Below are 23095 nucleotides of genomic sequence, written 5' to 3'. Positions count from 1 at the left end.
CCGTTCATCCGCGCATATCAGCCGCGCCTGTCAGCCGAACAGGCCATGAAGGAACCAGCGTTGCTCTTCTTCCGCGTCGCGGCTGCTCACGCGTTCGCGGTAGATCCAGTAGCAGCTCTGGTCGTCCGCCTGCGCGACGAAGTAATCGCGCGTGACGAGCTCGCCGTCGAACCAGCCGCTCTCGATACGCTCGCCCGGCGACACCATGCGCAACGGCGAGCCATAGAACGGGCGGTGCTGGCGCATCAACAGACGCACCGGCGTATCGAGCATCCACGTCGGGCGCGGCAGATTCTGCGGCAGCGGCTCGGGCTTGACCGGCTGCGACACCGGCAGCCAGCGGTTTGCGATCTCCGGGCGATGATCGGCGGTTGGCGCGGGTTTCAGCACGTTCTCTTCGCCGAGCCGCGCGACCAGCAGTTCGAGCAGGCGCTCATGGTCTTCCTGCGAGCCGCCCGGTTCGGGAAACAGCGTGTCCGACGCGGGCGCGGCCGACTCGACGTTCGACGCATCGAGCCGCAACGCAATCACGGGCGCGGCGAGCTCGATGCGATGCAGCCGCTCTTTCAGCAGCCGCATCAGATGTTCTTCGCGCCAGGTCGGCTCGCCGAGCGCGATGTCGATCGTGGTCGGCTCGATCGCATTGCGGCCGCGCTCGTGTTCGAGCGACAGGCGAATGCCGCTGACCGCGAGCTGCTTCGCGCACAGCCATCCGCACAGTTGCACGACGAGCCGCTGCGCGCCGAACACCGCGCCATCCGCGTGTTCGAGCCGGTCCGGCATCTCGATGCGCGCCGAGAACGTGGGCGGCAGTTCGAGCCAGTCGAACAGTTCGGGCGCGGTCCCGAACGCGCGGTCGAGCGAGTCGAGCAGATGTTCGCCGCAGCGGCGCTGCAAGCCGGCGCGGGGCAGGCGGCGCAGATCGGCGATGCGCTCGCAACCAAGGCCCGTGAACCAGTCGGCGAACGGGCGGACTTCGGGCACGGCGAGCATCGGCAGCGCTGAGAGGCGGTGTTCGAGCGACGCGAGCTTCAGCACGCGGCGGTTGCCGAACTTCGCGAGCAGCCACGCGCCCTGGCCGGTCGGCGCGGCGCTGATGCGCGCGGTGAAGCCGAGCGCATCGAGGATGGCCTTGGCGTCGCGACACAGCGCGAGCAGGCCGCCGAAGAGCCGCAGACTCGCGCCGATCTCGACGACCACCGTCGCCTCATCGAGCAGCGCGACTTCGGGCGAGAAGCGCATCAGTGCGATCCCAACCTCGCGATGAGCCGCCGCTTCGCGGCCGCTGTCGCGCTCAACCATCTCGGTTTCCGGCGACAGCGTCAGCACGCCGCCGCGCTTCATGCCCGGACGCACGCCTGCCGAGCGCGCGGCGGGATCGGCCATGACCACCTTGTCTTTCTCCAGCACCGCGCAGCCATGCGCGGGCTCAGGCGACCACTTCGGTCTGAAGACCTCGAGCGGCAACTTTGGCAGATGAACGGCGAGAAAGACGCGCATGTCGGGAAAGCAGAACGGGTGTGGGTTGAAGGGGAATCGACAGGGGCTCTGCGCGAGCGGGCCCTCGTCGTTTCACGATGTCGATGGTCAGACCTTCGGCCGATGGCCTGAGCGCGAGCCGCAGCAGCGCGGGCGACGCGTCCTGCGCGGTGGCGAGCGGCCGCACCATGATGAAAAGCGTCTCCGACGACTGCGCGGCCAGATGCAGGCGGCGCAGCGACGACGCCTGCGCGTATTGCGCCCAGAAGATCAGCGCGCCGCAACTGCCGGCGCGCAGGATCTGCTCGGCGGACCACAGCGCGTCGGCGGTTTTCGGCGCGTTGATGCGCAGCACCTGCTGCAGCGACAGGCCGATGTAGTTGAGCCCGAGGCCGTCCGGCGTGTGCGGCGGCTGCACGAAGGCGACCGGACGCTCGCCGACGGCGCTGAGCGCCGGCTGCAACAGCCGCAGTTCGCCGACGCCGGCCTGCTGCACCAGCAGATCGACCAGCGCGCCGAGCGGCCAGCCGCCGCCGGGCAATTCCGCCGACAGGGCCGGATAGCCGGTATCGACGCTGCGGCCGCGGCCAGCGCCAAGCTGGGACGCCCGCCACAAGGACGGGTGTATGGCTTCCGGTGCTGGCAGGGCGGTTGTCATTTGCGAAAATACCTGTATGGATATACAGTATCCTACATCGTTTTCAAGATATGGCGAATAGGCACTTTTTTCGGGAGCGGATGAATGGACATGCGAGTGCGCAAGCCGGCCGGGCATCCGATGCCCGAGATCGCGGCGTTCGTGGCCGAACTGAAAGCGGCGTTCGGCGAGCCGGGCATCGATGAAGCGATTCGCCGCGGCAAGGCGGGCGAGCCGAGCTTTCATGCGCGGGAAAACGGCCGCTCGGTGGGAACGGCGCGGCCGGCCGAGGCGAACGTCTGGCGCGTGGATCGCGCGGTGCGTGACCGCCACTACTGCGAGGGTTGCGACGGCTCGTGCGTTGGCAGCGCGAAGTCGTGCCGTCCATAATTGCAGCGGCCCTCAACCTCGGAGAACCCCATGCTGCGCACGTACCTCGGAAGCTGCCATTGCCAATTCGTGAAGTTCGAGGCTCGCATCGATTTCGACAAGGGCACGTCGAAATGCAATTGCAGTTATTGCAGCAGGCTGCGATTCTGGCACGTGCAGGTTCGCCGGGAGGACTTTCGTCTGCTTTCGGACGAAGCCGCGCTCAGCGAATATCAGGGGAAAAATGCGGTCGCGCATCATCCGTTCTGCCGGCGCTGCGGGGTCCATGTATTCGATCGGATCGATATGCCGAACGGCACGGGGTATCCGTATATCAACGTCAACATCATGTGCATCGATGAACTCGATCTCGATGCGGCGTTGAGTGCGCCCGTGATCTATCGGGATGGGTTGCACAACGACTGGGGCAATCCGCCCGAGCAAACGCGGCATCTTTGATCGCTGCGTCTCCTGAATAATGCAAAATAGCCGGATTCCAAGATGCGGAGACCGGTCGTGGGCGTCAACTTCGACTTGAACGACTTGCAGGCGTTTCGCGCGGTGGTGGAGCTGGGCAGCTTCCGCAAGGCCGCCGAGGCGGTGAGCATTTCCCAACCGGCCTTGAGTCGTCGGATCGACAAGCTCGAGGAAGCGCTCGGCGTGCGTCTCTTCGAGCGAACCACGCGTAGCGTCACACTCACAACTGTCGGCCGCGTGTTCGCCCCGAGCGCGGAACAACTGCTGGATGACCTCGACATCGCACTGCTCGGCATTCGCGATGTTTCATCGAGCCGCCTGGGTCATGTGACTATCGCGTGCGTGCCATCGGTGGCGTACTACTTTCTGCCGAGCGTCATCGCGAGCTACCATCACCGCTTTCCACGCATCCGGGTCAAGGTTCTGGATGCGAGCGCCAACGAGGTGCTTGGCGCCGTCATCAGCGGCGAGGCTGATTTCGGCGTGAGCTTCATGGGCAGTCAAGAGTCCGAGATCGAGTTCAAAGTCCTGCTGCAAGAGCGGTTCGTTGCTGCTTGCCGCCGCGATCATCCCCTCGCACGCAAGAAGCGCGTGACCTGGACCGAGCTTTACGAGCACGATTACGTCTCGGTCGACAAGACTTCCGGCAACCGTCTGTTGCTCGACCAGGCGCTCTCGAGCGTCGCGCCACGAGCGCCGAGCGTCTGCGAGACGCGACACGTGACGACCATGCTCGGGTTGATCGAAGCGGGGCTCGGCGTCGCCGCCGTGCCGTCGATGGCCATGCCCGGACATGACCACCCGATCCTCACGAGCGTGCCGCTCGTCGAACCGGTGGTGAGACGACGCGTGGGAATCGTAAGACGGCGCGGACGGCCGCTCACACCGGCCGCCCAGGAGTTTCATCGGACGATCATCGAGATGAAGCGCGCCGGAGCCGCAAGCGGTGATGCCGTGGGCAATAACGTAACGGCGACAGTCAAGACAGGAAGGAAGACCGCATCGTGACGTTGGCAAGACCGCTTCGTCCGCTCTATGTGCAAGTCCTGCTGGCCATGGTGATCGGCATGATCCTCGGCCATTTCTGGCCGGCAACGGGCGCGCTGCTCAAGCCGCTCAGCGACGCGTTTCTCGGGCTCGTGCGGATGATGGTCGCGCCGATCGTCTTCTGCACGATCGTCTCGGGCATTACGTCGCTCGCCAGCGGGAAGGCCATCGGACGCACGATCATCCGGGCGCTGGCGCTTTTTTATTGCCTGACGGCCGTCGCGCTCGTGTTCGGACTCGGCATCGCGTTCGTGCTGCGACCTGGCGCGGGCATGCACATCGACGTACATCATCTCGATTCGAGCATCCTCGCGCAATATACGAAGCACGCGCAGGCGGGCGGACTCGTGGCGTTCGGGTTGAGCGTGATCCCGGAGACGATGCTCGGGGCCTTCGAGAAGGGCGAGGTGCTGCCGGTGCTGCTGCTCTCGCTGCTGTTCGGCTTCTCTCTGAATTCATATCCGCAGGCCGGCCGGCCCGTGCTCGCGCTCATCGACGGCGTCGCCCAGATCCTGTTTCGCGTCCTCGCGATGATCATGCGGCTCGCTCCGCTCGGAGCGTTCAGCGCGATGGCGTTCACGGTGGGCCGCTTCGGCATCCGCTCGGTCGGCTCGCTCGGCATGCTGATGGTGTCGTTCTACGTCGCATGCGTGATGTTCGTTGCGCTGGTGCTCGCGCCGCTCGCGCGGCTGCACGGTTTCGCGCTTTGGCGACTCCTGCGCTACATGCGCGAGGAATTGCTCATCGTTCTCGCGACATCGTCGACGGAGCCGGTGCTGCCGCGTTTGATCGGGAAGCTGGAGGCGCTCGGTTGCGACAAGGGCGTCGTCGGGCTCGTGCTGCCCGCGGGCTATTCGTTCAATCTGGACGGCACCGCGATCTATCTGACGCTCGCCTCGATGTTCATCGCTCAGGCGTGCGATGTGCCGCTATCCGCGTCTCAGACCGCGACGATGCTCGCCGTCATGCTGCTCACTTCCAAGGGCGCGGCCGGCGTGTCCGGCAGCGGGCTGGTCGCGCTCGTCGCTACGCTCACGGTGATTCCGGACTTGCCGGTTGCCGGGGCGGCGCTGCTGGTGGGCATCGACCGCTTCATGTCCGAGGCGCGGGCGCTGACGAGCGTCATCAGCAACGCGTGCGCAGTGATCTTCGTTTCGATGTGGGAAGGCACGTGCGATCGAGCGCGTCTCGCACAGATGCTCAGGGCGCCCAAGCCAGCCCGCCCGGACGTCGCGAATGATCCCGCGACAGACGCCTTGCGGTGACGGGAATGCTGGCTGAGGCAAGCCTTCCCGTGGTTCTGCCTCAATGCGCCAGGACGGAATCGAGCCCGGTCGATTTCACTTCCGCTTGTACATCGGGTGAAGCAAGATAGTCGAGAAGCGCTTTCGCTTCCTTCGGATGCCGCGCACCGACGGGAATGCCGGCGGCGAAACGCGTGACGGACTGCAGAGACTCGGGAATCTTGCCGACGAACGTGGCACCCTGGACGGGCAGCAATTCGCTCACCTGCTGGAAGCCGATTTCGTAGTCCCCGTTTGCCACCACCGACGCCACCGGAATCCGCGGGATCATCTTCGCCTTCGACCTGACCTGATCCTCGATGCCCAGCTTCTTGAACAGCTCTCGCTCGATATAGACGCCGCTCGCGCTGTCCGAGTAGGCGATCGACTTCGCCTGCAACAGGGTCTGCCTGAGGCCCTCGGGGGAGCCGATGTCGGGCTTCACCGCCCCTTCGCGCACGACCATGCCGATGCGCGAATCGGCCAGCTCTACCCGCGATCCGGGGATGACCTTGCCTTGCTTGATCAGCTCGTCGAGTGCGTAGCCGACCATGATGACGGCGTCCGCGGGCTCGCCGCGCTCGAGCCTGTTGGGGATCGCTTCGGGCGATTTGCCCATCGAGGGCCCGAGCGAGGTGTCGAGCGTGTTGCCAGTCTGGGACGCGAACTTCGGGCCGAGCACCTTGTACGCGGCGGTGAAGCCGCCGGAGCTCATCACGTGCAGGTCGGCGGCCTGCACGTTCGCCGCAGCGGCCGAGCTTGCGACGAGCGCCGCGGCGCAAAGTTTCAGAAGCAGATTTTTCATGGTGATGGTCGTGTGCGGTTGCGATGGATGCGGGGCAAGCGCATCAGTGCGCCGGTGTCAGCGTTACTGCGCGGCGGCGATAGAGCGCGAACGTCGCCAAAAGCGCGCACGCTGCGGCGAGGCTCATCCAGTATCCGGGCGCGGCCTTGTCGCCAGTCATATGAATGAGCGCCGTCGAGATCGCGGGCGTGAAGCCTCCGAACACGGCCGTCGCGAGGCTGTAGGCGAGCGAGAACCCGGCAACGCGCACCTGCACCGGCATCACTTCCGTGAGCGCGACGACCATCGCGCCGTTATAGATGCCGTACATGAACGAGAGCCAAAGGAGGACGAGCAGCATGTTGACGAAGCTCGGCGCGTGAGCGAGCAGCGACAGTGCCGGGTAGGCGGTCGCGATGGCGAGCACCGTCATGGCGACGAGGAGCGGCCGGCGGCCGAGCTTGTCGGAGAGCGCCCCGCCGATCGGCAGCCACACGAAGTTCGATACGCCGACACACAGCGTCACGAGCAGGCTGTCGGCGGTGCTCAGGTGCAGGACCGTCTTGCCGAAGGTCGGCGCGTAGACCGTGATGAGGTAAAAGCTCGTGGAAGTCATCGCCACCAGCATCATGCCTGCGACGACGACGGCCCAGTTCTGGACCAGCGTGCCGAATACTTCCTTCATGGTCGGACGATGCTGGCGCGCCTTGAACTCCTGCGTTTCCTCCAGATTGCGACGCAGCATGAAGATGAACGGCACGATCATGCAGCCCACGAAGAACGGCACGCGCCAACCCCACGCTGCTATGGCCGATGCGTTCAGCCACTGATTGAGCCCGAAGCCGAGGCCCGCGGCGACGACGATCGCCACCTGTTGGCTCGCGGACTGCCAGCTCGTGAAAAACCCTTTGCGGCCGGGCGTGGCCATCTCGGCAAGATACACCGACACGCCGCCCAGCTCCGCGCCCGCCGAGAAGCCCTGCAGCAGCCGTCCGAGCAGCACGAGCGCGGGCGCCAGAAGTCCGATCGTCGCGTAGCCCGGTACGAACGCGATCAGGATCGTGCCGCTCGCCATGATGGAAAGCGTGACGATGAGGCCCTTGCGGCGGCCGACGTCGTCGATGTAGGCGCCGAGCACGATCGCGCCCAGCGGGCGCATCAGGAAGCCGGCGCCGAAGACGGCGAACGTCATCATCAACGAGGCGAACTCGCTGTGGGCGGGAAAGAAAACGTTGGCGATCTGCGTGGCGTAGAAGCCGAACAGGAAGAAGTCGAACTGCTCCAGGAAATTCCCGGCCGTTACACGGAAAACCGTGGCGGCCTTCGAACGTCCGGTGGAAAGGTTAGACGAGGGGTGCATCGAGGTGTCTCCTGAGATCTTGAAAGGACGCGGTGGTCCGGCCGATTGTGGTTTTGGAAATATTGGCCTGGAGGCGGCAAAACGATAAGTGCAACTTTCGGAACGATTGATGTTCTGCCGTTATCAATCGGGGCTCTGCCGTCGCCACCGCGCCGCGCAACGCGAGCACGGCGGCGGCCGTCAAAGGTCTTTTTTGTCACGCAACGAAGTGGCATTGGGAAGCGGCCGTGCGCGTATCCATATTGCGTCCGCGGTTCAGGTGATCGTCAATTTCAGCAGCGCAGCCGAGCATACGCGGATAGAGAAAGATCGTGAACGCGGCCGTTTCGAGATCCGCCTCGCTGAACGCTCCGCGCCTGAGCGGCTTCCACAGCATCTTGAGCAGCAGCGCGGCGATCACTGCGTCGACATTGACGCAATAGACGTTACGCGACACGCCGGCATCGAAAAGCGCCTGAACGAGCGCGCGGTAATACGCATGGAACACGTTGTACTCTCCGCGAGCTTCATAGAGGTTCGCTATGAAGACCTCGCGCGGGTCGTGATTCACCGGCTTGTCTTTGAAGACCGGATGATTCACACCCGGAAGTTTCGCGATGTCGAGACTGCCCGCATGCTTCTGGCGTGCCTTGTACTGCGCGTAACGATCGACAGAGCGGCGCGCGAGCGCTTCCAGGTCGACGGCATGGTGCGCATCGGAAGGATCATCGAGGCCGCTGTCGCGGAACGCCTCGTTGAGGAACGCAATGCCTTCATAGCCGTTGCCGCCATGCGTATAGCCGGTGTGTGTGAGGAACCCCGCGAGCGCCTTGTTCAACTGCACGCGCTCGGGGCTCTCGGGGCCATCTGCGGATACCGCGCCCTTTGCGCCCTGTGCCGAAATCGCGCCTGGTCCGTTTGTCAGCAACAAGCCGGCGAGCGTCCTGAAGGCGAACAAATCGTCGGCGGTGGGTTTCAGGTTGAGGAGCGCCGCGAAAGCGATTTCGGTCAGGGTGCGCTCGCCAAGCAGTTCTTCGGTGGCGAAGCCGCAAAAGCCCTCGGAGCTGTGGCGCGAAGCATCCGCCGAAGCGCCGATCATCGTGCCGAAGAGTTTCGTCCACCACGGCAGACTTTCCGCCGTCAGGCGCGAGATGCGCTTGCGCATGAGCGGACCCCAGGCGAGCGTCGTCGTGATGGCCGCGAGCACGGCTTCCGAACGCGGATGTCCCGGGCCGCACGCCAGCCACCGGATGATTGCGGAACTCACGCCGCGCGCGGCGAGCGCCGCGAGCATCGCTTGCGCTTTCGGGTCGGGTTCATCGGAGAAGAGCGCCGCGCTGCCGGTGGTATCGACGGCACCGGTATCGAAAGTCTCATCGAATGCGTCCGTGAGCCTGGCTGCCGCGAAGCGGTCGATCATGAGTGCTGCCGCCTCGCGCGCGGCGCGCTGACGAATCGGCCCGACGATCGCCGCCGCGGCCGCGAGCACGGCGTTGGGCGCGTTGCCCGCCTCGCGCGAAGCCTGCGCGGCCGCCAGTTCCGGCGTGCCGTGCAGGTTCACCGCCGCGCCAACCGCCACGTCGATGAGCTTCGCGTCGTTCGCTCCGCCCAATTCGTGCAGTAGCGCGAGACAGACATTCGCTTCGAGCGAGTGGGTCGCCGCTTCGAGCATCGACACGCCGTGCAGGCTGCTCACCTGCGATCTCGCGTCCATCTGAGAGGCGCCCGAGGCATCCTTCATCGGCTGGCGCGGCGGGACCGCGCCTATATGGCTGTTCACCCGCGCCACCTGCTCGTTGTACGGCGCGATGGCTTCCACCACAGGCAGGGCGAGTTCATCGGGCAGTGCGAGACCCTGATCCGAGCCAAACCACGGTTTGAGCGCAAGGCTGCCTTCGGGCTCGAAGTCGGGCATCGTCGCGTTCTCGCGCATCACCGCCGTGAGTGCCGCCGGAATGTGCGCGATGTTCGTCACCACCGCGCCCTTTGCCGAGCAGCACGGATCGTCCGGCGTGAAGAGCCGCTCGACGCCAAACTTCTCCATGAACCAGCGCTCTTTCGCGCGCGCATCGTCGGCGCCGCCCGCCATTGCGCCCGCGTGGCCCACCGCACGCGTGAGACGGCTCTTCCAGCGTCCCACCACGCACGCGACGACCGGTTTCGTGAATGCGGCGTCGGCCTCGTAGTAGCCGCCCGGCTCGCAGTACAGCACGGCGGCCTTGCTGCGCGCGTCGTTGGCGAGGGCGAAGGCGAATTCCGGCGCGGCATAGTGGATGTAGACGTCCTTGCCGCTGGAGACCACGGTCGACGTGCCCCAGCCGCTCATGCGCAGATATTGCGCGATGGTGGTGCTGAATCCGCCCGAGTTGGAAAAGATCGCGATCGAGCCCTGCCGCAAGGTCGCGCCGGGATCATCGCCGCCGAGCGCGCCGCCGATGCGCACGCGCTGCCACGAATCCGCGACGCCCAGTCCGTTTGCACCAAAGATGTCGATGCCGGCCTGCTGGCCCATCGCTCGAATTTCCCGTGCGTCGTGCACCGAGATCTTCTCCGTGATGATGAAGATCTTGCGCAGATCGGGATTCACGCGGATCAATTCGGCTACGCCGTCGCGCGCGGCCGAAGGCGGCAGGTACACGACGCCGCAATTGAACCGGTGCCCGGCTTCGAGGCCTTCGCGCACGTTGTTGTAGACGGGGATATCGCCCGCGGGAGTCGCGAGCACCTGTCCGCCTTTGCCAGGCGCCGTGCCGAACACGACGTTCGCGCCCGAAAACGCATGGCTCACCGGCGTCACCTCCGACGACTCGCCGCCCAGTATGTTGAGCACGCATACCCGGTCTTCGCGCGTGGCGATGTGTGCGAGCGACTGGATGCCTACGAAATACCTGAAATGATTGTTTCCTCGCTTGACCACGTCTATCTCCTTATGCCACGTGCGTTTCTGCTTGCGGGTGCGCCTCGCGCGCGCCGATACGCGCCGCGACCTGCGCGCGTCCGCCCGATTGCATCCACGCATCGGCCTTGCGTGCGTACTGGATCACTTCGCTGATGTCGGAATCGAACCCGAAGAGGCGATAGGGCAGGCCGAGCGCATCACAGGTGTCGCGCAGTGCGGACATGCCACGCACGAGGTTCGGGCCGCCGCGTCCGAGGACGACATAGAGCGGCGTCGGACCGTGCTCGCTGAAGTGCTCGCGCAGTGCATCGGCCATCGCGCGCAGCGTTTCGTATATGTCGGTGTTGTTGGACTTGCCGCCAATGATGAACAGTACGTTGGACTGCTTCAGCCAATGTCGGAAGCAGATGCGCGCCACTTCCTTCATCTTTTCGTAGGGCGGATTGCCGCCAAAATCCGACGAGATGATGGCCGCGTCGCCCAACATCTCCGTGACGAGCGAATTGGCTCCGCCGCCGAACGTGGGCGCGAGGATCGTTCCCTTGTCGTTGATCACGTAGACATCGCTTTGACCCTGGTGAGTGCGAAGCTGATTGATCTCCTGCTCAAAGTCCGAGTAGTCCGCGGCGAACAGGTGAGCGGGCAGGCCGAGACGGGAGAAGCGCGGGTCGTCGCGATCGAATCCACATTTGAAGTCGCAGGCCACCGGAATGAGGCGCCCCTTCCTGTCCTCGCGCATGCGGATCGGATTCAGTTCGAGCGTGGTCATGCCGAAGTCGTGAAAGAGCTCCCAGAGCTTGGGCAACTGCTGCACGAGCGGAGAAATGATCTCGCGCGGCGCACCGATCTCGCTCAGCGCATTGGCGACGACGAACGCTTTCAGGCCGGTCAACGCATCGAAGGGCACCATTGCGACGTGCCTGGGATCGACCTCCTCGATATCCATGCCGCCCCTATGCGAGAGCGTCATGGTCGGAGCGCGAAAGCGGGTGGAATCGGTAATCGAAAAGTAGACTTCGTGTTTGGCTGGTACTCCGGCTTCGAACGTCACGCCGTTCGCCTTGGCCCTTACGTGCCCCACGATATGCTCGGCGAAGTAGAGGCGCTCTTTCTCCGCAAGCGCGGTCTTGAGATCGGTCGCGCGGCCGAGCAATCCGGCCTTGCCCTTTTTGCCCACGCCGCCCTTGAATACCGGCTTGATGAAGATCTGCTTGTGACGGTCGATCAGCGACTTGATCTCTTCCTCGCTCGCCCCGGGCCCCAGCACTTCGCTGGCCGGAAATCCGACAAATTGCAGCAGGCGCGCGCCGTGCAGCATTCCAGTGATTTGCATATAGAAGTCTCCTGAATTTTCTTGCGATATGAACGGAAAGCGGCTTTGCATGCGACCAGTGCTGCTTCGCTCGCAGCAGGTGCGAGCGAAACCCGCGTCGTCGAGCGCGTGCTTGTGGCAGCGGGAATCAACGGCGACGTGTGTCGTGCAAAAGATGCGTCGGTGCGCAGCGCCGCGAACGTGACTCGAGCTCGCAGTCGGATGCGCTGATAGGAACGGCGTCACGCGCTTGTAGGTTCTTCTTCTAATGCGCTGTTCTTTTGAACCGTTTTCTCGGGCTTCTGTGACACATAGTTGCGCAAGAAGACCAGGAGTAGAAGTGCGATTTTTGGAAGCATTGATGCATGGGCGTTATCAATGCCAATGCTGCGACCGGGTGACAGCGCTCGTAGTTTTACGAAGATCTTTCGAGTCCAACTAGTCGAATCAAGCCAATCCGGTTTCCCTGCAATTGCGCCGGTCAGGGGGCTCTTCGCGGATGGTGGGGCATGTCCGGCAGGTGGGCGTCCAGTCGATGGCGTTCCGATGTGAACTGAGCGAACTGGGGGTTGAATCTGGAAGGATCATCGAGCGTGCCGGCGTAGAGCGTCACGATGTCCGGCGCGTGATGCGGGCTTAGCAGAGCTCCAACGTCGTTCAGCAATCGCATCGAATCAGCGAGCGAAGCGTCGGCAGACCCGTCGCGCGTGCGCCGTTTCGCGGCGCACCCACGGACCAGCGCTCAAGCTCGTGGCGCATAGACGTTGCACCAGCCTTCAGCGGCAACGGATTTGCCGGGGAACATCGGGCACGGTCCGGCGGCCTCACCCGCTGCGCCGGTATAGAAACGACAGTTCGCGCAGGTCTGGCCCGCGTGGTACTTGGGGAACTTCGCGGCGTCGACGCTGCTCGCTTTCGCACGATAGCCGAGCGAGCCGGCCGTGGCGTCGTTTTCATCGACGGGCGGCGGCGCGGCGAGCGCGAGGTCGGCGCTGGCGAGTGCGGCGCACAGGCCCGCGGCCTGGAGAATGAAGTGTCTGCGATTGTGAGAGACCATGATGGTGTCCGGAGAAAAGAAATGGGTCGGCCATGCCGCATTCCATTCGATCGAAGCGGCGTGGCATTGCAATGCAGTGCGATGCAACGTGTCAGTGGCGCGGTCCGGCGTTCAGCGGCGTGGTAGAGGATTGCGCGGCCTGCGCGGTCAGCTTCACGTTGCCGGTGTCGTAGCCATTCGTATAGAGCAGGAAGGCCATCAGATCGGCGTACTCCTCGTCGCTCATCTTGCCGGGATGGTCCGCGGGCATGTTGGTCGACATGTACTGATAGATGCCGCCGATCGTCAGATGCGAGTTCGCCGCTGGCGCGAAAGCCGGTCCGATCAACGAGGGCGCCGTGTTGCCTTCGAGCTTTTCGCCGTGGCATTTCGCGCACGAATCGGCATACAGATGTTCGCCGTGGGCGACCTGATCGTGATCGAACGATGGTGCCTCGGTCGTCGCCGCAACCTTGATGAAGCCGCCGGCGGCCGGCATGCCGCTCACGCGCCATACATTCGCGCGCGGCGACGGCTGCGTCGGGCCGTCGAGATAGCGTGCGGGACTGCGCACGAGGCTCGCGCGAGTGGTCGCCGAACCGGTCGCGATCGTGGCTGGTAACGCCCAGTTGCGCGTCAGCGCCGCGAGCCGGCCATCGCTGCGCAAGCGCGCGAGCGCGCCGTCGATGCGCTTTTGCAACTGCTGCGTGCCGGGTCCCGACGCGAACACGAGATTCCAGTCGGCATAGGGCGATTCGGTGACGGCGACGTCGAAGTGCTGCTGCGGGTGCGCACGCCGATATGCCACCACGGCCGGGTACCAGACGATCGCGCGCTGCGCGCGTCCTTTCGCGACGGCGTCGACGGTCAGTTTGGAGGTGGTTTCCAGATCGAAGCGCGCGTTCTTCTGCTCGACCGCGATCAGTTGCGACGGGCTCGACCAGGTGGCAGCAATCGTGATCTTGCCGTCCGGTGCCGCGACGCTGGTGCTAGCCGCATGGTCGCCGCGCAGCGCAATGCTGACATAGCCGGAGTGAAGATAGCCCTGGGAAAAGAGTAGCTGGGAGTCGGAGCCGTCGGCCACGCTCGAACGCGGAAAGCCCGCGATCACATCGCAGTCGCGCTGCAGCGATTTCGACAGCTCGCGAGCGGAGATGCCGTCGTCGTCGCCGTTGTCGTCGATGCCGCGCGACGCGAAGGTCGCGGCGATGCCCGCGGTGCTCAACACCGCGCGTGCAACGGACTTGTCCAGCTCGGCCGAAGGGCTGCCGGGCATCGTGCATACGCGGACGCTGGATGGCGTCTGCGCCGCCGGCTGGGCGGCAACATGCGCGGCGCTGGCGACGAGCGCGCTGGCCAGAGCAATCTGAGTGAGTCGAATGTTCATGATGGTGCGTTCCTGTGATGGCGGGAACACCGCGCCCGCATGAACTGCGTGCGGGCGCGGAGAGATGCAACTGCGAGAGTCAGAGGCGCAGAACGATCCGGGTGCAATGGTTGCTGTGCCTAGCTGCGATCGAGCGCGAACACATACAGCGTGCCGCCGCGCGGGACGTCCTTCGCGACGTCGGCCATCGGGCCGCCCCAGATCGGATTCGCACCGCCGTAGCCCGCGAGCACGGCCACGTATTCCTTGCCGTCGACTTCGAACACGGAAGGTTGCGCGACGATGCCGCTCGCGAGTTGCGGGCTCTCCCACAACACCTTGCCCGTCGTCACGTCGAACGCGTACAGATGGCCGTCGAGCGAGCCGCTGAAGGCGAGCCCGCTCGCGGTCGTGGCGACGCCGCCGTTCCACGGCATTTTGGTCCAGTGACCCCACAGCTTCTTGCCGGTATTGACGTCGATGGCCTGAAGCTCGCCATAACCCTGGCTGCCCGGTTCGGGCTGAATCTCGAAGCCTTCGCCGAGGTAGGGCAGGCCCTCCATGTAGCTGACCGACTTGCCGGACAGGCTCATGCACGCATGCAGCGACGGCACCACCGCGATGTGCCGCTCCGGATCGTAGGAGGTCGACCACCAGTTCTTGCCGCCGAGAAAGCTCGGGCAGGTGTTGATCGTCGTGCCGGCCTTCGGAAACCGGCTGGCGTCCTGAACCGGTTTGCCGTCGGCGGTGTAGCCGGTCACCGATAGCGCCTTGACGAACGGCTCCGCGTAGATCAGCTTGCCGGTCTTGCGATCGATCGCGTGGAAGAAGCCGTTGCGGTCGGCATGGATGATCGCGTCATACTGCTTGCCCTTGTAGCTGATGTTGGCAAGCACCGGCGTGTTGACGCCGTCATAGTCCCACGTGTCGTTGTTCGTGTACTGGTAGTGCCACTTCAGCTCGCCGTTTTTCGGGTTGAGCGCGAGCAGTGAATCGGAGTACAGGTTGTCGCCCGGACGCAGCGCGCGAGCCACGGCCCCGGATTGCCGACGCCCCAGTACAGCGTCTGCGTGGCCGCGTCGTAAGTGCCGGTCAGCCACGCCGCGCCGCCGCCATGTTCCTGCATGCCGTCGGGCCATGTGTCGCTGCCTTTCTCACCGGCACTCGGGATCGTATAGCGCTTCCAGATGATCGAGCCGTCGTCGGGATTGAGCGCGGCGATATAGCCGCGAATCCCATACTCGCCGCCCGACGTACCGACGACGATCGCGCCATCGAGCGCGAGCGGTGCAAGCGAGAACGCGTAGCCGAGACCCGGCTCGAACATCTGCTTCTTCCACACGAGGTTGCCGCTCTGCGCGTCGATCGCGGCCACCTCGCCGCTCAGCATCGCCACGTAGACATTCTTGCCATACAGCGCGACGCCGCGATTCACGACATCGCAACAGGCGGTCTTGAACGACTCCGCGCCGAGCTTCGGCTCGTATTTCCACAGCTGCGTGCCGGTTTTGACATCGAACGCATAGACGTTGTCCTTGGGTGTACTGACGAAAAGGTACCCGCCGTTGACGATCGGAGTTGCTTCGAATCCCTGCTTGAGTTCCGCGGGGAAACGATAGCTCCAGGCCTGCTTGAGACCGGCGACGTTCGATGCATCGATCTGCTTCAGAGGGGAATGCGACTGGCCGCTATAGCTGCGGTAATAGGTGAGCCAGCCCGGGTCGCTTTGCGCTTGAGCGAGGCGCTCGTAGGTCACGGCGGGATAGTCCGGGGCGGCGGCCACCGGAGCCACGTTCAGTGCCATCGCGATCGCGATGCTCGCTCCAAGGACAGCCAGCCGGCCAGCGGCGGGCGAACGGTTCTTCATGGTCGTCTCCTGAGTGTTTGTCGATGCAGTGCCGGGAGAGGCGTCGCCCCTCGTTCCGTATCGTCGATCCGGATGCGATGCCGTTACTGCAAGTCGCATGCCATTTTTGTGAGCGAGTCCGAAAGGGCGGCGCGCCTGAAACGTGCCGCGGCATATATCGCTTGCGTGGCGTTCCATCTGTTGCGTCCCGGTACAACGCCGGGCGATGGAGTGTTGAGAAATAGCACAATTGCGGCGCTCGCGCACATCGCTCGGGGCGAGGGCGACGTCAGCAGCGCGGGTCGAGCGCCACTCGGGGTGACTCCGCATATCGCAACGCGCATCGATTTGCGGTAATACAGCCTCTTCGCTTCGCCACCGTCGATGAATGGCCCGGAGCTTGCTTAAGAGAACGCAGAAAAGTCTGGCAAGGTACCAGGCTCTGCTGGAGGGAGACAATGCGCGATGACGTTCATCCGGCCGTGGCTCAGACGGCCGTCCGGTCCAATGACTTTCCCGCGCCGGCGATTCAGAAAGCGCACGAACGGTCCGAAACGTTTGGTCTGTGCGCGTCGGCGCGACCGGATTACGAGGTTCTTTCGAACGCCGGACTGGTGCTCAAACGCGAGCAGAACCGGGTGCTGTGCGCGCACGCGATGCCGGTGATGGAGACGCTGCGCGAGCAGATCGCCAACACGCAAAGCATGATCGTGCTGACCAATGCCGAAGGGCTGATCCTGCATTCGATCGGCGACGACGATTTTCTCGCGCGCGCGGAGAAAGTCGCGCTGCGGCCCGGCGCGAACTGGGCCGAAGACCGCCAGGGCACCAATGCGATCGGTACGGCGTTGGCCGAGCGCTGCGCGATGGTCGTGCACGGCGACCAGCATTACCTCGCGGCCAATCGCTTCCTGACCTGCTCGAGCGTGCCGATTCTCGATCCGTATGGTGACGCGATCGGCGTGCTCGACGTGACGGGCGATTACCGCAGCTATCATCAGCACACGATGGCGCTCGCCAAAATGTCGGTGCAGATGATCGAGAACCATCTGTTCACGACCACCTTTCACGAGACTCTGCAAGTGTCCTTCCATAGTCGTCCGGAGTTTCTTGGCACGCTGATGGAAGGCATCGTCGCGTTCACGAGCGACGGACGTTTTCTGTCGGCCAACCGCAGTGCGCAGTTTCAGCTCGGCATGCCGCTCGCCGGGCTGCGCGCGCATACGCTGTCGTCGCTGTTCCAGACCACCAGCGCGCAACTGATCGATCGTGCGCGCGCGAGCCTCGACCCGCACCTGATGCTCAATCTGAGCAGCGGCGCGGTGGTTTGCGCGCGCGTGCAGTTCAGGCGGGCGTCGCTGGCCGAAGGCAGCCGCCCGGTCGCCGTGCACGAGGGCGCGCGGGCGGCGGCGCGCGAGGAGCCGCCGCAGACCGTTGCCAGGCTTTCACGTCTGAGCTATCTCGACACGGGCGACCCGCAGATCGCCGCGGTCATTGCGAAGGTCAAAAGAGTGATCGGCAAGGACATTCCGATCCTGATCAATGGCGAGACCGGCACGGGCAAGGAACTGCTCGCGCAGGCGATCCACAATGATTCGCCGCGCCATGCCGGGCCGTTCGTCGCGGTCAACTGTGCTTCGATTCCCGAGACGCTGATCGAATCCGAGCTGTTCGGCTACGAGGAGGGCGCATTCACCGGAGCGCGGCGCAAAGGTGCAATCGGCAAGCTGCTGCAGGCGAACGGCGGCACGCTGTTTCTCGACGAGATCGGCGACATGCCGTATTCGCTGCAAGTGCGGCTGCTGCGCGTGCTGCAGGAACGCGTCGTCAACCCGCTCGGCTCGACGCGCAGCATTGCGGTGGACGTCGCGATCATCTGCGCGACGCACCGTGACCTGCGCGTGATGATCGCGCAAAACCGCTTCCGCGAGGATCTCTACTACCGGCTCAATGGCCTCGTGGTGCGTCTGCCGCGTCTGCGCGAGCGGACCGATCTCGCGGTCGTGATCCAGAAGATGTTGCTGCGCGAATCGCTCGCGAGCGCAAGCGGGCAGCCGCTTCACGTCGCGCCCGACGTGATGGCGATGTTCGAGCGCTGTCCGTGGCCGGGCAACTTCAGGCAGCTCGGCAATCTGCTGCGCACCGCGGCGGCCATGGTCGACGCGGACGGCGAGATCCGGCGCGAGCATTTGCCCGATGACTTCTTCGATGACCTGCGCTGTGGCGTAGCGTCGAGCGGCGCGGCGGATACGCGAGGCGCGGGCAATGCGTGCGTGCCGGAGTGCGCTCGTCTGCAGGACGTGACCGTGTCGGTGATCGCCGCGGCGCTCGCGCGGCATGGCGGCAACGTTTCGGCGGCCGCGCGCGAACTCGGCGTGTCGCGCAACATGATCTACCGGAAGATGCCCGCGGTCGAGCCAGGACGTACCGTGGACGATTTTTGAGCCCATCACCGCTTTCATCGGCACTTCGGTTTCGCCAATGTGTTGTCACGCCGCTGTTGCATCGCGCAGCAGCGGTGCTCCAAAAATCAACACCGTCCATCTCCCGAATGCCCGCGCCTCGCATTACGACATCGGCATATCCTTTGCTTTGAAGGGAGCGGCCGCGCATCGAGTGCGGTTTTTCATCCAATCGCAAACAAGGAGACATGCCATGCAATGGATTACCCCGTCGTATGCCGAAGTGCGTTTCGGCTTTGAAATCACGATGTATATCGCCAATCGCTGAGCGGGCTGCGGCGTGCCGCCCGCGCTGCACGTAGGGCGCCGCGGGCGGCGCAACGAACGACCATGAACACACTGGGATCGCAATGAACACGCGTGACTCGGATAGCGGCGTGCCGCTGCGCCCCCGCCTGCGAAGCGTCTTCCGCCTGCAGTGGGAAGCGGCGCAGGACGCCTACGTGCTGCTCTATGCCGAAGGGATGGTGAAGCTCAACGCTAGCGCCGGCGCGATCCTCGCGCGTTGCGACGGAGAACACGAGCTAGACGACATCATCGGCGAACTCGAACGGCTTTTCGGCACGTCCGAACTTGCGCCCGACGTCTACCGTATTCTCGATCACGCGCGACTGCGCGGCTGGCTGGATTGACCAGCCCCAGGACTTTGTGCTCGTTGCCCGCTGATCCGATGCCGTTGACATCGTGGCAGGAGCTGACTCGCAGGGCCGACAAGTGTGTAATATCGACTGCAACGTCTCTTTGGGAGCAATCCCATGCTACGGGTACTTGAGCCGGGCGACTACTTCGGCGCTACCACCCTGCAATACAGGGGTGATGGCATCTCGGTCGTGGAGACCCAATTCGCAACGGATCTCATCATTCCGCAGCACGAACATGTGAATCCGTTTTTCTGTTTCGTGCTGGACGGCCGCGGTACACGAACCTGGCCGTCACGCGGTGGCGAAGATGGGCCGATGTCACTGACGCTTTTCCCCGCAGCCGTACCGCACGCAAATTGCTGGTACGGGGCCGGCGGCAAGGCGCTCCATGTCGAATTTTCGTCTTCGTGGCTAGAGCGGCTGGGCGGTCGGACCCAAGTCCTCGATCGCCCGGATGACTTCGCCAGTGGAGCTCCGTTGTCGTTCATGCGCCGTCTCGTCCGCGAGTGCCGTGAGCAGGATTCGGCTACATCGCTAGCAGTCGAAGGGCTGGTACTCGAGCTTCTTGCGGCGTGCGAGCGGGCCGTCCCGCGCGCGGCAACGGTTGACGGTTCACGTCGATGGCTCGCTCGCGTGGAAGCATTACTGCACGATCGTTTTCGTGAGACGTTGACGTTGGACGAAATCGCTTCGGACAGCCATGTTTGCGCCGACCACCTCGCGCGGGAATTCCGCAAGCACTATGGCTGTACTGTCGGAGATTACGTGCGCCAGCTTCGGCTCGATTTTGCATGCGCTCAATTGACCGGTGGACGCCATTCGCTCAAAGCGATTGCTCAGGCCGCCGGTTTCGCCGACCAAAGCCACTTTACACGCGTGTTTCGGCGCAGGATGGGGCTGACACCGGGCGCGTACCGCGCGCAGTTGCTCGAAGATCGCTCCCGTACCAAAGATTGACGGTCCGGTACAAGACCAACAGAACTGCCTAGGCCTACAGTGGCTCGCATATTCGACACGAACTGACGTTCATGGAGACTGATGTGAGCACCGATTCCTTTCCGTACTCGACCCACCTTAACGTCCTCTACTCCTTCGGCGAAGTCATCGATGTGCCCGCCCTCGTGGCGGCAAACGGCCATCCCTGGTACAACCAGACGCTGTGTCAGGTGGACCAGTCGGTAGTTCGGCTGGGTGTCGTGCAGGGCGAATATCATTGGCACAAACATGACGCGCAGGACGAATTCTTTTATGTGGTTAGCGGACGCTTCCTGATCGACCTCGAGGACCAGGTCGTCGATCTGGGCCCGGGACAAGCGTTTGTCGTGCATAAAGGCCTGCTGCATCGCCCTCGAGCGCCTGTGAAAACGGTGATCCTGATGGTCGAGGCGGCGGGAATCGTTCCCACCGGTGACACCTGATGCAGATCGTCAGCGAGGCTCGGTCAGCGGGACGGTCTGGCCAGCCGAATCCAGACCAATTCCACCGTCGCATATGATGGTTTGCCCAGACATGAAGGAGTTCGAAATCAGAAATTCAATCGCCATGGCGATGTCGTCAGGCTGGCCAATTCGTCCTACCGGCGTTCTCGCCGCATAACCGGCAAAAGCGGACTCCTTATCTTGCTCAGAGAGAAAGTCCCACCACGGCGTATCAATGACGCCAGGGGAAACTGCGTTAATCCGCAACGGGCGTAGCTCTGCCGCCAGGATCGGCACGATCGCCGCAATCGCCGCGTTCGCTGCGCCGAGGCCCGCTGTTCCGGGCATGGCCGAGTGTGCCGATACGGCAGAGAGAAAAGTGATGCTTCCGGTTTTCGCAATCGACGCAAGGGCCGCCTGGGCACACGCGAAATGAGGAAACACTTTCTCATCGAATCCCCTACGCACCGCATCGAGACTGACGGCTGAAAACGGGCCTCCCCCCTTGCCACTGCCGAGCGCGAGAACCAGGTGATCGATTGCGCCAATCTCGGCAAACGTGCCGGCGATGGTCGATGCATCGGATGCATCGAATCTCACCGTATTTGCAGCGCCGCGCAACGCGGCCTTCGCTTTGGCCAGTTTCGCCGAATCTCGCCCGGCAATCGTAACCGCGTATCTCCGCTCCAGTAGCCGGCTCGCTGTAGCGAAGCCAATCCCGGAAGAACCGCCGACAATGAAGACATGATCTGACATGGTTGAAGTTTCCGCTCTTTGAAAAATGCCGGGTTTCCGGAACCCGGGCCGGACCGACATCGAAGTTCGATGTGTCAATGTGCCAGCGACGGGTCCGTCAACTGAAAGCTGAGCTGACGCAGTCGCTTGCGAAGCGCAGGGTTGTAGGCGTCGGGATGAGCTCTGGCGAGCCCTGTGCCGTCGAAATAGAGGCCGGTACGGCCTTCCATTGCGGTGCTGGCCGCAAGATGAAGAACTGCGTCAGCACCTTCCTCGACCGTGCTCAGAGGCGTGATTCCCCCATTCCTCACCATGGTTGTGTCCATGTATGTGGCCGGATGCAGACAGTTCGCCGTCACGCCGGTCTGCGCCAGTTCGTCGGCCAGATCGAACGTGAACATGATTTGCGCGAGCTTGCTCTGGCAATAGGCCGCGGTACCGCTATAGCCGTGGCTCAACATCACGTCGTCGAAATCGATCGGGCGTTGTCCCACGGAAGCAACATTGACAATCCGCGATCTCGAGCCCGTCAGCAAAAGAGGCAGCAGAAGCCTCGTCAGGGCGAAGCCCGCGAGGTAGTTCACCGCGAACCGCAATTCGATTCCATCCGCCGTGACTTGCCTGGTCGAGCCACGCGGACCGGTCCCGATGCCGGCGTTGTTGATAAGCAGGTCGAGTCGATCGTGCGCGCGCCCGATCGCGCTTGCCAGCGATTGAACTTCCGCGAACGTAGACAGATCAGCCGGATAAAAAGTCGCTTTGCCTCCCGCACCCGCTATCTCGCGAACGACGGATTCGCCCCGTTCCATGTTTCGCCCGTGAACGAGCACGTGCGCGCCCTGGGCTGCCAGCCGATTCGCGACGCAGCGTCCGAGTCCGTCGGTGGAGCCGGTAACCAGCACAAGCTTGTTCGTCATGTTCATGATTGAATAGACTGGAAGTTGGTTTCGTCTTCATGCTGTGCGCTTTGCCGCGCGACAAACAGTGCTGGATCGATACTGGTATAGGGAGCTACCACGATGACGATGAACGTCAGAACCCTCGCCGCCGAACGACGCCGTGGTGAGCTAGGCGCATTCCTGAGGTCGCGGCGCGAGCACCTGAGTCCGGCCGCGGTCGGATTGCCGGACGGTTTTCGACGACGCACGCCGGGGCTGCGCCGCGAGGAAGTCGCGATGCTCGCGGACGTCGGTATCACGTGGTACACCTGGCTCGAACAGGGGCGCGACGTCCGCGCGTCCGAAGAGGTGCTGATCGCAATCGCGGATGCGTTGCGACTGGACGCCGTTGAGCGGCGGCATCTGTTCGTATTGAGCGATCGTCCGTCGCCGGAACTCCAGTCGACGAATCCGGAAAAGCTCGAGGAGCCGGTGCAACGGATGCTTGCCAGCCTGTCGGGCCAGCCCGCTTACGTCACTGGCCGTCGCTGGGATATCCTGGGCTGGAATCGGGCCGCCACTTTGGTATTCGGTGACTACGGGCAGCTTTCGGTGGATGAGCGCAATCTGATGTTCATGGTTTTCGCGAATGCGCGGCACCGCCGTTTGCTCGTTGACTGGGAGGAAGTGGCGCGTGCGTCCCTTGCGATGTTCCGTAACGACAGTGCGCGCTATGTGGGCGATCCTGATTTTGAACGGCTGATATCGACGCTGCGACACAGGAGCGACGAATTCAATGCGTGGTGGCGCAGGCACGAGGTGCTCAATCCGTTATCGAATATCAAGCGCATCAGGCATCCGCGAAAAGGCCTGATGGTCTTCGAATACACCAGTTTCGCGCTGCTGGACGGCTCCGATCGCAAGCTCACCGTCTACACACCGCTTGACGAATGCAGGACCGCGGACAAGCTGGACGCTCTCATCGTGTCCGCCAGGCGCGAGCTATAAAGCATTGAGGCAATCAATTCAGCGCGCGGGATGCCAGACTCAAACACATGAGGTGGATGGTGTCCTTTGCGAGTGCAGT

At 63.7% G+C, this 23095-nt stretch carries 20 protein-coding genes and 1 pseudogene; 10 read left to right on the top strand and 11 right to left on the bottom strand.

What is annotated here, in order from left to right; translation table 11 throughout:
* Positions 1 to 30: 30 nt before the first annotated feature.
* Positions 31 to 1500: a Y-family DNA polymerase gene (locus G5S42_RS22880; protein ID WP_176108855.1), complete on the bottom strand. Its 1470-nt coding sequence runs from the start codon at positions 1498 to 1500 to the stop codon at positions 31 to 33.
* The gene (imuA, locus tag G5S42_RS22875) at positions 1430 to 2137 is read right to left on the bottom strand and encodes a translesion DNA synthesis-associated protein ImuA (RefSeq protein WP_026228047.1); all 708 of its coding nucleotides are present in this window, start codon (positions 2135 to 2137) and stop codon (positions 1430 to 1432) included. The genes G5S42_RS22880 and imuA overlap by 71 nt, the downstream gene beginning before the upstream one ends.
* Positions 2138 to 2221: 84 nt before the next feature.
* Here imuA and G5S42_RS22870 point away from each other — a divergent pair, with 84 nt between their 5' ends.
* The 4 genes from G5S42_RS22870 to dctA are packed head-to-tail and all read left to right on the top strand — an operon-like array spanning position 2222 to position 5274.
* Positions 2222 to 2506: a hypothetical protein gene (locus G5S42_RS22870; protein WP_176108854.1), complete on the top strand. Its 285-nt coding sequence runs from the start codon at positions 2222 to 2224 to the stop codon at positions 2504 to 2506.
* Positions 2507 to 2536: 30 nt separating this feature from the next.
* On the top strand, positions 2537 to 2944 hold the full coding sequence (locus tag G5S42_RS22865) for a GFA family protein (protein WP_176108853.1): 408 nt from the start codon (positions 2537 to 2539) through the stop codon (positions 2942 to 2944).
* Between the two features lie 57 nt (positions 2945 to 3001).
* Positions 3002 to 3970: a LysR family transcriptional regulator gene (locus tag G5S42_RS22860; RefSeq protein WP_176108852.1), complete on the top strand. Its 969-nt coding sequence runs from the start codon at positions 3002 to 3004 to the stop codon at positions 3968 to 3970.
* Entirely contained in the window at positions 3967 to 5274 is a 1308-nt protein-coding gene (dctA, locus tag G5S42_RS22855; protein ID WP_176108851.1) for a C4-dicarboxylate transporter DctA, read from the top strand. The genes G5S42_RS22860 and dctA overlap by 4 nt, the downstream gene beginning before the upstream one ends.
* A 40-nt stretch (positions 5275 to 5314) precedes the next feature.
* On the opposite strand, the gene G5S42_RS22850 is transcribed toward dctA, so the two are convergent.
* The 7 genes and pseudogenes from G5S42_RS22850 to G5S42_RS22820 all read right to left on the bottom strand — a co-directional run bounded on the left by G5S42_RS22850 (position 5315) and on the right by G5S42_RS22820 (position 15895).
* Positions 5315 to 6097, bottom strand: coding sequence for a substrate-binding domain-containing protein (locus G5S42_RS22850; RefSeq protein ID WP_176108850.1), 783 nt, complete (start codon positions 6095 to 6097; stop codon positions 5315 to 5317).
* A 43-nt stretch (positions 6098 to 6140) separates the two neighbouring features.
* Positions 6141 to 7436, bottom strand: a complete 1296-nt coding sequence (locus G5S42_RS22845; protein WP_176108849.1) for an MFS transporter — start codon at positions 7434 to 7436, stop codon at positions 6141 to 6143.
* A 196-nt stretch (positions 7437 to 7632) separates the two neighbouring features.
* Complete coding sequence (locus G5S42_RS22840) at positions 7633 to 10332, bottom strand: CoA-binding protein (RefSeq protein WP_176108848.1); 2700 nt, start codon at positions 10330 to 10332, stop codon at positions 7633 to 7635.
* 10 nt (positions 10333 to 10342) lie between these two features.
* Positions 10343 to 11647: an ATP-grasp domain-containing protein gene (locus G5S42_RS22835; protein ID WP_176108847.1), complete on the bottom strand. Its 1305-nt coding sequence runs from the start codon at positions 11645 to 11647 to the stop codon at positions 10343 to 10345.
* A 721-nt stretch (positions 11648 to 12368) separates the two neighbouring features.
* Entirely contained in the window at positions 12369 to 12683 is a 315-nt protein-coding gene (locus G5S42_RS22830) for a high-potential iron-sulfur protein (RefSeq protein WP_176108846.1), read from the bottom strand.
* A gap of 91 nt (positions 12684 to 12774) precedes the next feature.
* The gene (locus tag G5S42_RS22825; protein ID WP_176108845.1) at positions 12775 to 14049 is read right to left on the bottom strand and encodes a c-type cytochrome; all 1275 of its coding nucleotides are present in this window, start codon (positions 14047 to 14049) and stop codon (positions 12775 to 12777) included.
* 119 nt (positions 14050 to 14168) lie between these two features.
* A pseudogene (locus G5S42_RS22820) lies at positions 14169 to 15895 on the bottom strand (methanol/ethanol family PQQ-dependent dehydrogenase).
* Positions 15896 to 16332: 437 nt separating this feature from the next.
* Here G5S42_RS22820 and G5S42_RS22815 point away from each other — a divergent pair.
* The 5 genes from G5S42_RS22815 to G5S42_RS22795 all read left to right on the top strand — a co-directional run bounded on the left by G5S42_RS22815 (position 16333) and on the right by G5S42_RS22795 (position 20395).
* The gene (locus G5S42_RS22815) at positions 16333 to 18318 is read left to right on the top strand and encodes a sigma-54-dependent Fis family transcriptional regulator (protein WP_176108844.1); all 1986 of its coding nucleotides are present in this window, start codon (positions 16333 to 16335) and stop codon (positions 18316 to 18318) included.
* Positions 18319 to 18529: 211 nt separating this feature from the next.
* Positions 18530 to 18604, top strand: a complete 75-nt coding sequence (gene pqqA, locus G5S42_RS46180) for a pyrroloquinoline quinone precursor peptide PqqA (RefSeq protein WP_083788695.1) — start codon at positions 18530 to 18532, stop codon at positions 18602 to 18604.
* Between the two features lie 82 nt (positions 18605 to 18686).
* Positions 18687 to 18968, top strand: a complete 282-nt coding sequence (pqqD, locus tag G5S42_RS22805) for a pyrroloquinoline quinone biosynthesis peptide chaperone PqqD (protein WP_176108843.1) — start codon at positions 18687 to 18689, stop codon at positions 18966 to 18968.
* Between the two features lie 123 nt (positions 18969 to 19091).
* Entirely contained in the window at positions 19092 to 19934 is an 843-nt protein-coding gene (locus tag G5S42_RS45240) for a helix-turn-helix transcriptional regulator (RefSeq protein ID WP_176108842.1), read from the top strand.
* A gap of 83 nt (positions 19935 to 20017) precedes the next feature.
* On the top strand, positions 20018 to 20395 hold the full coding sequence (locus tag G5S42_RS22795) for a cupin domain-containing protein (protein ID WP_312883599.1): 378 nt from the start codon (positions 20018 to 20020) through the stop codon (positions 20393 to 20395).
* A 9-nt stretch (positions 20396 to 20404) separates the two neighbouring features.
* Here G5S42_RS22795 and G5S42_RS22790 read toward each other — a convergent pair whose 3' ends face one another.
* Together G5S42_RS22790 and G5S42_RS22785 are read right to left on the bottom strand one after the other, a co-directional pair.
* Positions 20405 to 21151 carry an SDR family oxidoreductase gene (locus G5S42_RS22790; protein WP_176108840.1) on the bottom strand — a complete coding sequence of 249 codons (747 nt, stop codon included), beginning with the start codon at positions 21149 to 21151 and terminating at the stop codon, positions 20405 to 20407.
* 74 nt (positions 21152 to 21225) lie between these two features.
* Positions 21226 to 22047 carry an SDR family NAD(P)-dependent oxidoreductase gene (locus G5S42_RS22785; RefSeq protein ID WP_246392056.1) on the bottom strand — a complete coding sequence of 274 codons (822 nt, stop codon included), beginning with the start codon at positions 22045 to 22047 and terminating at the stop codon, positions 21226 to 21228.
* Between the two features lie 108 nt (positions 22048 to 22155).
* Between G5S42_RS22785 and G5S42_RS22780 the strand changes: the two genes are divergently transcribed.
* Positions 22156 to 23016 carry a helix-turn-helix transcriptional regulator gene (locus tag G5S42_RS22780; protein ID WP_246392055.1) on the top strand — a complete coding sequence of 287 codons (861 nt, stop codon included), beginning with the start codon at positions 22156 to 22158 and terminating at the stop codon, positions 23014 to 23016.
* Positions 23017 to 23095: the final 79 nt, after the last annotated feature.

It is taken from the genome of Paraburkholderia youngii (genome assembly GCF_013366925.1).
Classification (GTDB): Bacteria; Pseudomonadota; Gammaproteobacteria; order Burkholderiales; family Burkholderiaceae; genus Paraburkholderia; species Paraburkholderia youngii.
The sequence above is the reverse complement of the archived record's forward strand: the minus strand, read 5'-3'. Positions and strand labels throughout refer to the sequence as shown.